At 63.1% G+C, this 13542-nt stretch carries 13 protein-coding genes; 5 read left to right on the forward strand and 8 right to left on the reverse strand.

From position 1 onward, the window contains the following. Positions 1-121: 121 nt before the first annotated feature. Positions 122-1828, forward strand: coding sequence for a sensor domain-containing diguanylate cyclase (locus K3163_RS09870; RefSeq protein WP_221554099.1), 1707 nt, complete (start codon positions 122-124; stop codon positions 1826-1828). Here the strand turns inward: K3163_RS09870 and K3163_RS09875 are convergent. From K3163_RS09875 to K3163_RS09885, 3 genes are read right to left on the reverse strand one after another with little or no spacing between them, the layout of a single operon-like run. Further along, positions 1798-2976, reverse strand: a complete 1179-nt coding sequence (locus K3163_RS09875) for a carboxynorspermidine decarboxylase (protein ID WP_221554100.1) — start codon at positions 2974-2976, stop codon at positions 1798-1800. The two genes, K3163_RS09870 and K3163_RS09875, sit on opposite strands and share 31 nt — an antisense overlap. Positions 2977-3021: 45 nt before the next feature. Beyond that, positions 3022-4017 carry a peptidyl-alpha-hydroxyglycine alpha-amidating lyase family protein gene (locus tag K3163_RS09880; protein ID WP_221554101.1) on the reverse strand — a complete coding sequence of 332 codons (996 nt, stop codon included), beginning with the start codon at positions 4015-4017 and terminating at the stop codon, positions 3022-3024. Continuing rightward, positions 3998-5209, reverse strand: a complete 1212-nt coding sequence (locus K3163_RS09885) for a saccharopine dehydrogenase family protein (protein WP_221554102.1) — start codon at positions 5207-5209, stop codon at positions 3998-4000. The genes K3163_RS09880 and K3163_RS09885 overlap by 20 nt, the downstream gene beginning before the upstream one ends. 67 nt (positions 5210-5276) lie before the next feature. On the opposite strand from K3163_RS09885, the gene K3163_RS09890 reads away from it, so the two are divergent. From K3163_RS09890 to K3163_RS09900, 3 genes are read left to right on the forward strand one after another with little or no spacing between them, the layout of a single operon-like run. Then, positions 5277-6236: a threonine ammonia-lyase gene (locus K3163_RS09890; RefSeq protein ID WP_221554103.1), complete on the forward strand. Its 960-nt coding sequence runs from the start codon at positions 5277-5279 to the stop codon at positions 6234-6236. Positions 6237-6288: 52 nt separating this feature from the next. Further along, positions 6289-6741, forward strand: a complete 453-nt coding sequence (locus tag K3163_RS09895; protein ID WP_221428061.1) for an MAPEG family protein — start codon at positions 6289-6291, stop codon at positions 6739-6741. Between the two features lie 12 nt (positions 6742-6753). Further along, a complete protein-coding gene (locus K3163_RS09900; RefSeq protein ID WP_221554104.1) occupies positions 6754-7194 on the forward strand; it encodes an MAPEG family protein in 441 nt (146 codons plus the stop codon). Between the two features lie 27 nt (positions 7195-7221). Here K3163_RS09900 and trxB read toward each other — a convergent pair whose 3' ends face one another. Together trxB and K3163_RS09910 are read right to left on the reverse strand one after the other, a co-directional pair. Continuing rightward, positions 7222-8187: a thioredoxin-disulfide reductase gene (gene trxB / locus K3163_RS09905; protein WP_221428059.1), complete on the reverse strand. Its 966-nt coding sequence runs from the start codon at positions 8185-8187 to the stop codon at positions 7222-7224. A 66-nt stretch (positions 8188-8253) separates the two neighbouring features. Beyond that, positions 8254-9033: a tyrosine-protein phosphatase gene (locus tag K3163_RS09910; RefSeq protein ID WP_221554105.1), complete on the reverse strand. Its 780-nt coding sequence runs from the start codon at positions 9031-9033 to the stop codon at positions 8254-8256. A 110-nt stretch (positions 9034-9143) separates the two neighbouring features. On the opposite strand from K3163_RS09910, the gene K3163_RS09915 reads away from it, so the two are divergent. Next, positions 9144-9602: a response regulator gene (locus tag K3163_RS09915; RefSeq protein ID WP_221554106.1), complete on the forward strand. Its 459-nt coding sequence runs from the start codon at positions 9144-9146 to the stop codon at positions 9600-9602. Here K3163_RS09915 and K3163_RS09920 read toward each other — a convergent pair whose 3' ends face one another. Genes K3163_RS09920 through otsB form a run of 3 tightly spaced genes read right to left on the reverse strand, consistent with a single transcriptional unit; the run spans position 9603 to position 13527 of the window. Continuing rightward, positions 9603-11003: an alpha,alpha-trehalose-phosphate synthase (UDP-forming) gene (locus K3163_RS09920; protein WP_221554107.1), complete on the reverse strand. Its 1401-nt coding sequence runs from the start codon at positions 11001-11003 to the stop codon at positions 9603-9605. Beyond that, positions 11000-12787: a glycoside hydrolase family 15 protein gene (locus K3163_RS09925; RefSeq protein WP_221554108.1), complete on the reverse strand. Its 1788-nt coding sequence runs from the start codon at positions 12785-12787 to the stop codon at positions 11000-11002. The genes K3163_RS09920 and K3163_RS09925 overlap by 4 nt, the downstream gene beginning before the upstream one ends. Further along, a complete protein-coding gene (gene otsB / locus K3163_RS09930) occupies positions 12784-13527 on the reverse strand; it encodes a trehalose-phosphatase (RefSeq protein WP_221554109.1) in 744 nt (247 codons plus the stop codon). The genes K3163_RS09925 and otsB overlap by 4 nt, the downstream gene beginning before the upstream one ends. Positions 13528-13542: the final 15 nt, after the last annotated feature.

Below are 13542 nucleotides of genomic sequence, written 5' to 3' on the forward strand. Positions count from 1 at the left end.
TGGACCGACGGGCTGGAAAAAGGCGGAAAAATTGACGCTGCAAGGCTGAAACGGACTTTTGGTTAAGGTCAGTTTAGGCTTTGAGTGCTATCCGCAGCCTATGGGGCTCGCTTCTCGAATCATGTACAGTTTTGCACTTGTGCTCGCAGTTGCGGGCGCGGCTCTCCCGCGCCCTGCCCAAGCCGAAATCTGCATGCTCGCCAGCCAGCAGCAAATGAGCCTCAGCGAAGCGGCTGGCGCAGACGGCTGGGTCTGCGACAACGGCAAGGCCGCAGTTGCTGCCGAAAGCCATGGCTGGCTGAAGTACAGCGGAGACGACCTGCGCGTCGGCCCGACGACCATGGTCGGGCATTCGCTACCCATGGACGGATTCGTCCTGGGGATCGAAGCGGCCGACGGTTCGCTCGACGAGCGCTATTTCTCGGAACACCGGATCGCGGAAGCCTGGACATCGGGTTCGCGCTATGCGCTCGACCTAGACCTGAAACGCGGCGACACCGTCTACGTCCGCTTCGACCAGTCGCTGGGCACCATGGATGCGAAGGAAATCGGCTTCCAGGACCCCGAGTTCGCCGAAACGCTGCGCACCGCATCGCTGATCCTGCTGGGTATCATTCTCGGGATTCTCGGCCTCACCGTCGCCACAAGCACCTTGCTCGCCGTAGCAATCCGGCGTCCCTACGCCTGGCTCCACGCGAGCTACTCGACCCTGCTGACGATCTACGTCGCATGCTCCGGATCGGTGGTATTTGTCGCTTTCCCGTGGCTGTCGCTGTGGGACCGCGCGACGGTGACCTATGCCTCGCTTGCCTGGGCGATAGCCCTTCTCGGGCCCTTCGCCCTCGATTTCTTCCGGCGGGCGGAACTGGGGCGTGGCCTGCGCGGCGCGATCATGGTCTCCGCTTCGTTAGCGTTCCTCGCAGGATTCCTCCTTCCGCTGAGTGCGTTGCTGGATGTGAACCTGCGCACGCTTTACAATGCGGCCTTCCTGCCCGGAATGGTCACGACGATCATCGTCACCGCGGTCGCCTGGCGCCGAGGCAACGAGAACGCGAAGGTTTTCGCGCTCGCATGGGCAATGCCGTTCCTGTTCGGGGCTGAGCGGGTGATCCGCAATCTCGACCTCTACACCCTGCCTCCGATCACCGATTTCGGCTTCCACATCGCGCTGGCCATCGAGGCCTCCATGCTGACGCTCATTATCGGCTGGCAGATCGAGCGCATGCGCAAGGAGCGCGACTCTGCGCTGGCCGAGCGCGCGATCCTCGAGGCGGAATCGCGCCTCGATCCGCTCACCGGCCTGCGCAACCGCCGCGATTATGATCGCCGTGTCTGGAATCGCGGCGAAGTCCTCGGCCTGATCGATCTGGACCACTTCAAGCAGGTCAATGACCGCTATGGTCACGAAACGGGCGATGCCGTTCTCAAGGTGGTCGCCTCCGTGCTCAAGCAAGGCGTGACGGACGGAAAGCTGTCGGGCGCCTGGCGACTTGGCGGCGAGGAATTCGCAGTGATCATCCCGTCGGATGGCCGGGCCATGGCCGAGGTCGAGATCAACGCCCTTCGCAACCGCATCCCGATCGCGATCGACAACAGCATCCCGGGTCTCGAGAATACGGTGACGGCGAGCGCCGGACTGGCCGAGGTCGGAAGCAATTCCAACCTCGCGACTTTCCGCCAGGCCGACCGGATGCTCTATGCTGCCAAGAAACTCGGTCGCGACAGGCTATGCTTCAAGACGGCAGAGGCTGCTCTTTCCGAGAAGAAAGCGACCGAAACTTCGAATGAGCCGGACGATCAGCTCAGCCGGTCGCGGAACGTCGCGTAGCCGAACTCCTTGACGAGCTCGAGCTGGTCGGTCTCGCTGTCCCACATCCAGATGCTGGGTAGCTGGACGCCATTGAAGGTGTTCGTTTTCACCATCGAATAATGCGCCTGGTCGAGGAAGGCGAAGCGCTTGCCGACCTCTGCGCCGCCCGCGATCCGATAATCGCCGATGACATCGCCGGCGAGACAGGACGGGCCGCCGATCCGCACCTCGGGCGTGTCGTAGTTGGTGTCCTCGCCCAGCATGGCCGGACGGTAAGGGGCTTCGATCACATCTGGCATGTGGCAGGTTGCCGAGACGTCCGCGATGGCAACCGGCACTTCGTTGAAGCCGGTATCGAGAATCGTGCCGACGAGGATGCCGGCATCGAGCGCCACGGCTTCGCCCGGTTCGAGATAGATCTCGGCCCCCGTGTCTTCCTTCGCATCCTTGAGGAACTCGACCAGCTCCTCGCGCTGGTAGTCGGCGCGGGTGATGTGGTGCCCGCCGCCCATGTTGATCCACTTGAGCTGCCCGAACCACGGCTCGATCGCGTCGAACACCTTGTCCCAGGTGCGGTGGAGCGGCTCGAAATCCTGCTCGCACAGATTGTGGAAGTGGATGCCCTCGACGCCTTCCATGATTTCCGGCGTGAGCTGGTCGATCGGGAAACCGAGGCGGCTGCCCGGGCTCGAGGGATCGTATCGCGGCACTTCGCCGGTCGGGACCATCGGATTGATACGCAGACCGACCTCGAAATCCTGCCCGCTGGCGCGCGCATTCTCGAGGATGAGCGCAGCGCGCTCCATCTGGCCGGGCGAATTGAAGATCACATGGTCGGAAAGGCGGCAGACCTCGTCCAGCTCGTCTGGCTTGTAGGCGGCACAATAGGTGCTGATCTCGCCGTCATAGAACTCGGACGCCAGCCGCGCTTCCCAAAGGCCCGAGGTGCATACGCCATCGAGATATTCGCCGATGATCGGCGCGGCGCTCCACATGGAGAAGGCCTTCAAGGCGCTGAGCATCTTGATGCCCGCCTCGTCGCGCACGGCGGCGAGCACCTGGCAATTTGCGCGAAGCTTCGCCGCATCCACGACGAATGCGGGGCTGTCGACACGGTTCAGATCGAAGTGGGCAAAGGCGCCCGGATCGCCGGCTTTCGTTTCCATGGAGGCGCATCTAGGCGCGCTCGGCGCCAAGCGAAAGGGGAGAAGTCAGTCCCCGTCAGAGACGCCGGCGGATGCCAGCTTGAATTTCACCACCCTGCCCGCGCGATTGTCGATCATGTAGACGCTGCCGTCACGCGCCAGCGCGATGTCGTGACCGAGGCTTTCGCCCTCCCGCGGATCGATACCCGCATCGAAGACTCGCTCGAGCGAGCCGTCCGCACGGTACACCCGCATGATCGCGCCATATCGGTTCTGGCCATCGCGCCCCTCCACTACCAACGCATAGCCGCTGCCAATGGGTTTGACCGCATAGGGATGCCCCGTCCCGTCCGGCTTCCAGATCGCCAAGGGCTCACCATCGTGAGTAAGCACCTGCAAGCGCGCATTTTCGCGGTCGGCGACGTAGATCCGCTCTTCATCGGCGGCGATGGCGTGCGGCAAGTCGAACTGGCCCTCGCCGGCACCCTCCTCGCCCCACTGCCCGAGGAAATTCCCTTCCCGGTCGAAGATAGCGATGCGATCGTTGATATAGCCGTCCGCGACGAGCACGCGGTCACCCACGAACGCCACGTCTGCCGGCCGCGCGAAATGCGCGCCGTCCTGCCCCGACACACCGCGCTCGCCGATGACGAGCTCTTCATTGCCGTCATGGCTGAAGCGAAGGACCTGTTCGCGGGCGACGTCGGTGATCCAGACCTTGTCCTCGCCGTCGACCGACAGGCCGTGTGGCATCACCAGCGCGCCTGAGCCCCACTTGCCGAGCAACCTGCCATTGGAGGCGAACATGAAGACCGTCGGCTCGGCGATTTCTTCGGCGGGGAACGGCTCCACCCACTCGCGCCCGGCACGGTGCAGCACGAAGATGTGTCCGTGACTGTCGACATCGACCGCGCTCAATTCGCCGAATGCGACGTCCTCGGGCACCTGCGCCCAATCGGTGTCCATATCGACGCGCGGCGCGTCCTCGCGCGCCGGTCCACCGCATGCCGCAAGCGCCAGAGCGCCTGCGGCTGCGAAAGCCCTAGAAACCGACGGGGCCATCAAGTTCCTTCACCTGCCAGGGCAGGCCGTGCTCGTTGAGCATGTCCATGAAGGGATCGGGGTCCATTTCTTCCATGTTGAACACGCCGTCACCTTCCCACTTGCCGGTGACCACCATGGCCGAACCGATCATCGCGGGCACGCCCGTGGTGTAGGAGACCGCCTGGTTGCCGGTTTCCTCGTAAGCGGCCTCATGGCTGCAGATGTTGTTGATGTAGAAGGTCTTCTCGCCCGAACCGTCGAGCGCTTCGCCGGTCGCGATCACACCGATATTGGTGTTGCCCTTGGTGGTTTCGCCCAGCGTTTCGGGCTTGGGCAGGACGGCGGCAAGGAACTGCAGCGGGATGATTTCCTGGCCCTTGTACTTGATCGGGTCGATCCGCGTCATGCCAACGTTCTGCAAAACGGTGAGGTGCTTGATGTACTCGTCACCGAAGGTCATCCAGAAGCGCGCACGCTCGAGCTCGGGATTGAACTTGGCGAGGCTTTCCAGCTCCTCGTGATACATCATGTACATGTTCTTGGGGCCGACACCCTCGAAGTCGAACTCGACCTTCTTGCCCATCGCCGGGGTCTCGACGAATTCGCCGTTCTCCCAGTGACGCGCGGGCGCGGTGACTTCGCGGATGTTGATTTCGGGGTTGAAGTTGGTGGCGAAGGCCTGGCCGTGGTCGCCGCCGTTGCAGTCGAGGATGTCGAGCTGGCGGATGGTCTTGAGCTTGTGCTTCTTCAGCCACATCGTGAACACGCTGGTCACGCCCGGGTCGAAACCCGAACCAAGCAACGCCATCAGGCCGGCGTCCTTGAAGCGGTCGTGATAGGCCCACTGCCACTTGTATTCGAACTTAGCCTCGTCCTTGGGTTCGTAGTTCGCAGTGTCGAGGTAATCGACACCTGCTTCGAGGCAGGCATCCATGATCGGAAGGTCCTGGTAGGGCAGCGCGAGGTTCACCACGAGGCTCGGCTGCGTTTTCCTGATCAGGTTGACCATGGCCGGGACTTCCTCGGCATCGATCTCGTAGGTCGAGATATCGACGCCGGTGCGTTCCTTCACGCTGGCGGCAATGGCATCGCACTTGGACTTGGTACGACTGGCGAGATGGATATCGGTGAAGATATGCTTGTTCATCGCCATCTTGTGAACGCAGACCGAGCTGACGCCGCCCGCACCAATGACCAGGACTGTCGACATGGATGAAACCTCTTTTCTGAAATTCGAATCTTGCGCGCCCTCTAGCGAAATGCACTAGGCTAGCCAAATGGTCCCAGCCGATATTCGCAAACCCACTGAGCAGGGCGTGATCGACGCAGCGGCATCGATTGCCGCGATCCTGCCTCCCACACCCCTGCTGCCTGTCGAGATTGGCGGCATTGCCTGCCATGTAAAGGCGGAGAGCCTGCAGCCGGTCGGGGCATTCAAGATACGCGGCGGCTGGTGGCGCCTTTCCAACTTTTCCGATGAGGAAAAGGCACGCGGGGTGATCGCGGTCTCTTCGGGCAACCATGCGCAGGGCGTCGCCTGGGCTGCCCGCAAGCTGGGAATTGCCGCCACTATCGTGATGCCGCGCAATGCGCCGGCAGTGAAACTCGAAGCGACCCGCGCACTGGGCGCGGAAATCGTCCTCTACGAACGCCCCGGCGAGGACCGCGACGAGGTTGCCGCAAAACTCATCGAGGAACGCGGGGGCACGCTTGTCCACGCTTTCGGCGACCCATGGGTGATCGAGGGTCAGGGCAGCGCCGGGATCGAGATTGCCCGGCAGCTCGGCCGCGCACCTTCCCGCTTGGTCGCTTGCTGCGGCGGCGGAGGCCTCGCTGCGGGCCTCGCCCTCGCCTGCCCCGAAAGCGCGATCCACATCGTCGAACCGCTGGGATGGGACATGGTCGGGCAAGCCGTCGCAAGGAACGATATCGTCCGCGTCGGTGAAAACCCGCCCACGACGATCTGCGATGCCCTGCAACCCGATGCCACGAAGGAGATCAATCTCGAGGTCCTCGCAGGACGCGCAGAGCCCGGCGTCACCGTTACCGACGAAGAGGTTCGCGAGGCACAACGCTTTGCATTTTCAAAGCTCAACCTCGTGGTCGAACCCGGCGGAGCGGCCGCGCTTGCCGCAGCGCTGGCCGGCAAGGTCCCGCTCGACGAGGATACCGTGATCCTGCTCACCGGCGGAAACACCGACGCGGAAAGGTTCGCGAAGACGATCGCGGGAAATTGACATTCGCGGCGCTGCCAAGCAGGTCTAGCGTCACAACAGGGAGGGAAATATCATGCAAGCCCAGATGCTCGCCCCCGCGGCGGTGCTCGTCCTTTGGTCGCTCATAATGCTCTACTGGATGGCCTTCACCCGCCTGCCAGCCATCAAGAAGGTCGGTAGCGGCCTTGGCGAAGCGAAGCCCGGCGGCCGGGGGCAGGACCTTGAAGGGGTCATCCCCGACAAGGTGAACTGGAAGGCGCACAACTACGCGCACCTGATGGAGCAACCGACCATTTTCTACGCTGCCGTCGTGATCCTTGCGATCATGGGCGCCGGCGCGATCGATGTGTTGCTGGCGTGGGCCTATGTCGCCATCCGGATCGTCCATTCGCTTTACCAGGCGACGGTCAACATCGTGAAGCTCCGCTTCCTGCTATTCCTCGTCTCGACGCTCGCCCTGACGGTTCTCGCGGTCCGCGCGGTCATGGCGACCGTCCTGTTCGACCCGTCGCTTGCGCCTGCCTGAGGGAGATCACCCATGGAAATCGCACGTTCCGAAATCCTGCAGCCCGTCGTCGTACTGCTCGCCTGGACGATGATCATGTGGCTGTGGATGTACGCCACCCGCATTCCGGCCATGTCGAAAGCCGGAATTGCGCCCGACGATGCACGCAAGACCAAGTCGCTGGACGAGGCCCTGCCTGCCGAAGTCCAGTGGAAGGCGCATAACTACAACCACCTGCACGAGCAGCCGACCGTCTTCTATGCGACGGCGCTGCTCCTTGCGATGGTGGGCTGGGGCGACGGGATGAACGCGCTGCTGGCGTGGATCTACGTCGGCCTCAGGATCATCCACTCGATCGTTCAGGCGACCGCCAACAAGGTCATGGTGCGCTTCGTACTGTTCGCGCTGTCCAGCCTCGTGCTGATCGCGCTGATCTTCCACGCGGTGATCTACGCGTTCGACATCCACATGTGATGGAACCCGGCGGAGTGCCGGAGCAGCCTATTCGGCCGCTTCGCGCTCCGCCACTTCCAGCGTCGCAAGGAAGCGCTCTGCATCGAGCGCCGCCATGCAGCCCATGCCTGCAGCGGTGACCGCCTGGCGATAGGTGTGGTCGGTGACGTCGCCGGCCGCGAACACGCCGGGAATTTCAGTCTTGGGCGAGCCGGGTTCCGTCAGCAGGTAGCCGCCATCGTCCATGGGCAGCTTGCCCTTGAACAGCTCGGTCGCCGGAGCGTGGCCGATCGCGACGAATGCGCCATCACATTCGAAGGTGCTGTCCGGACCGCCCTGCGTATCGCGCAGGTTGAGATGGTGCAGCGCGCCGTTTTCACCCGCCTCGAAGCTCTCGACAGTCTTGTTCCAGAGCACGGTGATCTTCGGGTGGTTGAGCAGGCGTTCCTGCAGGATCTTCTCTGCGCGAAGCTCGTCGCGGCGATGGATCAGCGTGACGTCGTCCGAGTGGTTGGTGAGATAGAGCGCTTCCTCGACTGCGGTATTCCCGCCGCCGATCACCGCGACCTTCTTGCCGCGATAGAAGAAGCCGTCACAGGTCGCGCAGGCCGAAACGCCCTTGCCGCCCAGTTCCATTTCACCCGGAACGCCCAGCCACTTGGCCTGCGCACCGGTGCAGATCACGAGGACGTCGGCGATATATTCATCGCCGCTGTCGCCCTTGGCGGTGAACGGCGAACCCTTCGATACATCGACGTCGACGATCGTGTCCCACATCATCCGTGTGCCGACGTGTTCTGCCTGCTTCTGCATCTGCTCCATGAGCCAGGGACCCTGGATGACGTCGGCGAAGCCGGGATAATTCTCGACATCGGTGGTGATGGTCAGCTGGCCGCCGGGCTGGAGGCCTTGCACCACGATCGGCTCCATCATCGCGCGCGCGCCGTAAATGGCAGCGGAATAGCCGGCAGGACCGGAGCCGATGATGAGCATCTTGGTGCGATGGGTAGCCATGGTCTTTTCTCTTGGAACGTCTCGGATTGAAGTGAACAGGCTATATGGGGATTGCCCCCGCCAGAGTCACGCCACGAAGCGCGCCTTGAGCCGCTCCTTCAACACCTCATCCACACCTAAGGCGTTTTCGAGATAGGCGTCGAGCGATCCGTGATCCTCCGCTGCCACGCGCCAGAAAGTGGCGAGATAGTCCTCATGGACCTCGAGCAGCGCGCGGATAGCATCGCCGTCGAGCTTGCGGCCCAGCTTAGCCTCGATCCCGGGCACTGACTGGCTGGCCAGCACCTCGAGAGTGGGCGCGTCATTGGTGCGCAGAAACTCGGCCATCTGCTCGTCGCGGTGTACGCCGAGCACATGGAGCACAAGCATGGCTGCGACGCCGGTGCGGTCCTTCCCGGCAAAGCAGTGCACGAGACTGCCTCCCTCGCGCTCGTCCAGCGCCTTGAAATACCGCGAAAACATTTCGGTCATGGCCGGATTGCGGGGCATCCGCGTGTAGACGCCGATCATCCTCTCTCGCGCGAATTCCGCTGTTGTCGTGTCGGGCGCGACGTTCATGTGCGGCGGGCTGGACGTGGTTTCACCCTCATAGGCGATGACCTCGCCCGCCCATCGATCCGAACGGCGACACGGGTTCCGCTCCCGCTCGGATTCGCCGCGCAGGTCGATGATCGTGCGGATATCGAGAGCGTCTACGGCGGCGAGGTCTGCATCGCTTGCGTCGACATGCTGGCCGGACCGCCACAGCAGGCCGGTGCGCACGCTGCCGCCCTCGCCCGTTTTCCACCCGCCGAAATCGCGGAGGTTGTGGATGCCTTCTGTCGGAATGAACGGATCGCGAATCATGAGGTCCCTCGTGCCAGCCATGGCACTGCGTAACAATCCGTATTGCCCGAATTACCGGCCGTGGCGAGGTTTCGTGCCACTGCACATCGCGAGCCGGAACGGAGATGCACGTGGCCCATATCCTGATAGTCGACGACGACGAGATCATTGCCGAAATGGCGAGCCAGATCCTGATGGATGCAGGCCATGCCTCCGGTTGGGTCCCGGACGGCGAAAGGGCACTCGAACTGCTCAACTGGCGGCGACCCGACCTCCTCTTGCTCGATCAGGACATGCCCGGGCTGACGGGCGCACAGGTGCTTCGCTCGCTGCGCAGTTCGGCCGAGAATTACGACCTGCCCGTCATCATGTTCACTGGCATCAGCGGTATCGAGGATGAGAACGCCGCCTTCCACAACGGGGCGCAAGCCTATCTGAGAAAACCCTTCGAGCCCGAAACCCTGCTGCGGCAGGTCGATGAAGTGCTCACCCCGCGTTCCGAGCGGCCACGGCACCTGAGCCTGATGGATCACCTCGAACAGGCCACCGGTCGCTGGCGCGATGCGCCTTCAAAACGCGCCGTTTTCTGATCAGTACTCGACTACGCGGTCGAGGTCTTCGAGGAAAGTCTTGGTCCAGTCCTGGACGTTGTCGTCCCTGACCGTAGCAATAAGCTTTTCATAGCGCGCCTTGCGCTCGTCCCGCGGCATGTCGAGCGCGGTTTTGATCGCATGCGCAAGATCATCGGGACTATGCGGATTGACCAGCAAGGCATCCTCCATCTGCGCCGCCGCACCGGCAAAGCGGGAGAGGATCAGGACGCCGGGATCCTCAGGATCCTGCGCAGCGATGTATTCCTTCGCGACAAGGTTCATGCCGTCGCGCAAAGGCGTGACGAGGCCGATCTTCGAGGCACGGAAGAACCCGAAGAGTTCGGAGTGGCTATATCCGCGGTTGACGTAGCGAACGGGGACGAGATCCACCTCACTGCGCGCGCCGTTGATCTGGCCAGCCTTCTGCTCGAGCGTGGCGCGGATCGCCTGGTAACTGTCCACATCCTCGCGGCTGGGCGGCGCGATCTGCACGAACACCAGATCGCGCGTGCGCTCGGGATTCTTGTCGAAGAAGCGCGAAATACCGTCGAGACGCTCCGGCAGGCCCTTGGAATAGTCCAGCCGGTCCACCCCGATCATGGCAGTCCTGTCGCGGGTCGAGGTCGCAAGCCGCTGTTCGGCCTCCCAGGCATCCTTGGTTTCGCCGAGCGCACTGAAGTGATCCCAATCGATACCGATGGGATAGGCGCGCGCCGTAGTCGTGCGCCCATCGAGTGTCACCGAGCCGGTCCCTTCATCCACCTCCGCGCCCAGTTCGGTCCGGCAATAGTGAAGGAAGCTGTCGAGCCATTCCTTCGTCTGGAAGCCGATCAGGTCGTAGTGCAGCATCGTCCGCACGAGGCGCTCGTGATAGGGTAGCGAGACGAACAGTCGCGTCGCCGGCCACGGGATATGCAGGAAGAACCCGATCCGGTTCTTGAGGCCGCGCGATCGCAAACGTTCGCCGAGCGGGACCAGGTGATAGTCATGGACCCAGACGAGGTCGTCTTCCTCGATCAGCGGTGAGACCAGCTCCGCGAAGCGTTCGTTGACGCGTTCGTAGCCCTTGCCGGTCTCGCGCTCGTACTGCGCAAGATCGAGCCGATAGTGAAACAGCGGCCACAGCGTCGAGTTGGCATAGCCATTGTAATATTCCTCGACGTCGCGCTCCGAGAGATCGATCGTCGCTGTAGTCACGCCGTCGCTGGTCTGGGTGGAGACATTGCCCGTGCGGCCGCTCTCACTCTCTTCGCCCGACCATCCGAACCACAGCCCGCTGCGGTCCTTGAGCGCCGAATGCAGCGCACCTGCAAGACCACCCTGCGCACCTGCCGCGCCGCGCGCCTTGGGCACCGCGACCCGGTTGGAAATCACGACAAGCCGGGCGTCGGCGCTCATCGCACCTCGCTCCAGCTTTTCGAGAGATGGCCTGCAGAGTTGATGATACCTACCAGCGAATAGGTCTGCGGGAAGTTCCCCCAGAGCTCGCCGGTATCATAATCGAGGTCTTCGCTCAGGAGGCCCGACCTGGTCGTGTGGCTGAGCATCGAGCAGAACAACTCGCGCGCCTCGTCGCTGCGTCCGGTCAGGTGCAGCGCCTCGATCAACCAGAAGGTACACACGTTGAAGGCGGTTTCCGGAGCGCCGAAATCGTCCTCGGCAGCGTAACGAAGCATATGGTCGCCACGCCTGAGGTCGCGCTCGACTGCGGCGAATGTCTTGAGGAAGCGCTCGTCATCGGGTTTGAGGAAGCGCAGTTCCACCATCTGGAGCAGGCTCGCATCGAGGTAATCGCTTTCGAAGCTGGCGCCGTAATGGCCGCCATCCTCGCTCCACGCTTCCTGTTCGATCTTGGCCCTGATCGCGTCGGCGCGTTCCTGCCAGAAGGCCACCCGGTCAGCCTTGCCGAGCCTTGAGGCGACCTTCGCAAGCCGGTCGCAGGCGGCCCAGCACATGACGACGGAATAGGTGTGCACCTCCTGCCGCGTGCGGAATTCCCACAGGCCGGCATCGGGCTTGTCGTGCTTCGCCCAGGCCGCTTCGCCCACTTCCTCGAGGTGCGCGAAATCGCGCTCGTCGGCCATGCGCAGCAGGCGCGTGTCGAAGAATGCCTGCGCGGTCGGCATGACGATCTGGCCATAGCAATCGTACTGAACCTGCTTGTAGGCGGCATTGCCGATGCGCACCGGCCCGTTGCCGCGATAACCGGCAAGATGCTCCGCCTCGCTTTCGTGCAGCTCCGGATCGCCCATGACCGAATAGAGCGGCTGGATCTGCCCCCCGCGAGCCTGGTCGATGATGTTGCGAAGGTAGGCGAGATACTTCTCGAGCACGTCGAGCGCGCCGAGGCGGTTCAGCGCCTGCACCGTGTAATAGCTGTCGCGTATCCAGCAGTAGCGATAGTCCCAGTTGCGCTGGCTTCCAGGCGCCTCGGGGATCGAAGTCGTCAGGGCAGCCACAATGGCCCCCGTCTCTTCATGCTGGCAGAGTTTCAGCGCGATTGCCGCGCGAATGACCTCCTCTTGCCAATCGAGCGGGATGTGCAGCCCGCGCACCCAGTGCTGCCAGTATTTCTTGGTCTGCGCTTCCATCCGCCGCAGTTCGCTGCGGATATTGCCCGAGAATGGCTCATCAGGGCCAAGGAAGAAGTGCTGGTCGCTCTCGACGCGGTAGCTGCGTCCCTCGAGGATGTAGCCAACCGGAGCATCGGTCGAAAGGCGCAGCGCCTGGTCGCCGACGAGGTAGCGGATGTGGTTCGTGCCGTTGGTCGTTGCGGCTATGCACTCACCGTAATTCTTCATCGGCGCCAGGCGCACGCGCAGCCGGGGCGCGCCGGCGACGGGCCGCACGATGCGAATGAAGGCGACCGGACGGTACATCCGCCCCGAGCTTTCGAAACGCGGCGCAAAATCGTGGATTTCGAGCGCGCTGCCATCCTCAGCCTCCAGCCGCGTCACGAGGATCGGCGTATTGCGGATATAGTGCTGGCTCGAAGAGACCTGCCCTTCGAGTTCGAAGCGCCAGACGCCTTCGTCGCGCTTGTCGCCATTGAGCAGGGAGCAGAAGACCGGGTCACCATCGACCCGCGGAACACATCCCCAGACGAACCCGCCCCCCTCGTCGACCAGCGCGCTGACCTGGCAATTGCCGATGGGGGAAAGTTCGAGATTGGGTTCGTTCATAGATCCAGCCATTGATGCACTGCAGCGACATCTTCGAGATGATAGCGCGCAGCCTTGCTTGCCCGTTCCCCGACCGCAATGCCGAATCCGGAGAATTCGATTGCAGCGGCCATGCCGTGCTCGTCGGTCACATCGTCGCCGATGAAGACCGGCATGCTGCCGGAGAAGGGTTCGATCGCCATGAAAGCTTCGAGCGCGGCGCCCTTGTTCGCGCCCGGTCTGACGAGTTCCGCAACGCTCTTGCCGCTGGTGACGTCGAGCCCGTGCCGGGACGCAACGCGCGACGCGAAGTCGAGGGTCGCCTCTTCCTTGTGCGGATCACCGCGGAAATGAAGCGCGCCGCCGTGGCTCTTGGTTTCGTAGAAAAGGCCGTGCTCGTCGGCGAAGCTACGCAATTCCGCGACTGCCTCGTCCGGCAATCCGGTGGGGGCTTTGCCGAGGCGCGTGCCATCGGCAAGAAAGCGCGAGGCACCATGCGAACCCGCGCGCGCGATGGAAACTTCGCCGAGATGCGTGTGAAGATCGTCGAGTGCCCTACCACTCACGAGTGCGAGGCGTCCATCGAGCCTGTCGCGCAGGGCGTGGAGATTGCCCGCCAGCGTATCGGGTACGTGGATATCACCCGGCCTCGGCGCAATGCCTACCAGCGTACCGTCGAAGTCGAGGAACAGCGACAAGGGCCCGCGGGCGAGCAGCTCGGCGAGGCTTGGCGGAGATGGGAGCGGAGAGGAGCTGGCCATCGCCCCCGACTTAAC

It is taken from the genome of Qipengyuania xiapuensis (genome assembly GCF_019711395.1).
Taxonomy (GTDB): Bacteria; Pseudomonadota; Alphaproteobacteria; order Sphingomonadales; family Sphingomonadaceae; genus Qipengyuania; species Qipengyuania xiapuensis.

Excerpts from the sequence above, each read along its gene's own strand:
- trxB (WP_221428059.1), bottom strand. The coding sequence starts at position 8,187 with ATGGCTACCCATCGCACCAAGATGCTCATCATCGGCTCCGGTCCTGCC.
- K3163_RS09870 (WP_221554099.1), top strand. The coding sequence starts at position 122 with ATGTACAGTTTTGCACTTGTGCTCGCAGTTGCGGGCGCGGCTCTCCCG.
- K3163_RS09895 (WP_221428061.1), top strand. The coding sequence starts at position 6,289 with ATGCAAGCCCAGATGCTCGCCCCCGCGGCGGTGCTCGTCCTTTGGTCG.
- otsB (WP_221554109.1), bottom strand. The coding sequence starts at position 13,527 with ATGGCCAGCTCCTCTCCGCTCCCATCTCCGCCAAGCCTCGCCGAGCTG.
- K3163_RS09920 (WP_221554107.1), bottom strand. The coding sequence starts at position 11,003 with ATGAGCGCCGACGCCCGGCTTGTCGTGATTTCCAACCGGGTCGCGGTG.
- K3163_RS09900 (WP_221554104.1), top strand. The coding sequence starts at position 6,754 with ATGGAAATCGCACGTTCCGAAATCCTGCAGCCCGTCGTCGTACTGCTC.
- K3163_RS09880 (WP_221554101.1), bottom strand. The coding sequence starts at position 4,017 with ATGGCCCCGTCGGTTTCTAGGGCTTTCGCAGCCGCAGGCGCTCTGGCG.
- K3163_RS09910 (WP_221554105.1), bottom strand. The coding sequence starts at position 9,033 with ATGATTCGCGATCCGTTCATTCCGACAGAAGGCATCCACAACCTCCGC.
- K3163_RS09885 (WP_221554102.1), bottom strand. The coding sequence starts at position 5,209 with ATGTCGACAGTCCTGGTCATTGGTGCGGGCGGCGTCAGCTCGGTCTGC.
- K3163_RS09925 (WP_221554108.1), bottom strand. The coding sequence starts at position 12,787 with ATGAACGAACCCAATCTCGAACTTTCCCCCATCGGCAATTGCCAGGTC.
- K3163_RS09890 (WP_221554103.1), top strand. The coding sequence starts at position 5,277 with ATGGTCCCAGCCGATATTCGCAAACCCACTGAGCAGGGCGTGATCGAC.
- K3163_RS09875 (WP_221554100.1), bottom strand. The coding sequence starts at position 2,976 with ATGGAAACGAAAGCCGGCGATCCGGGCGCCTTTGCCCACTTCGATCTG.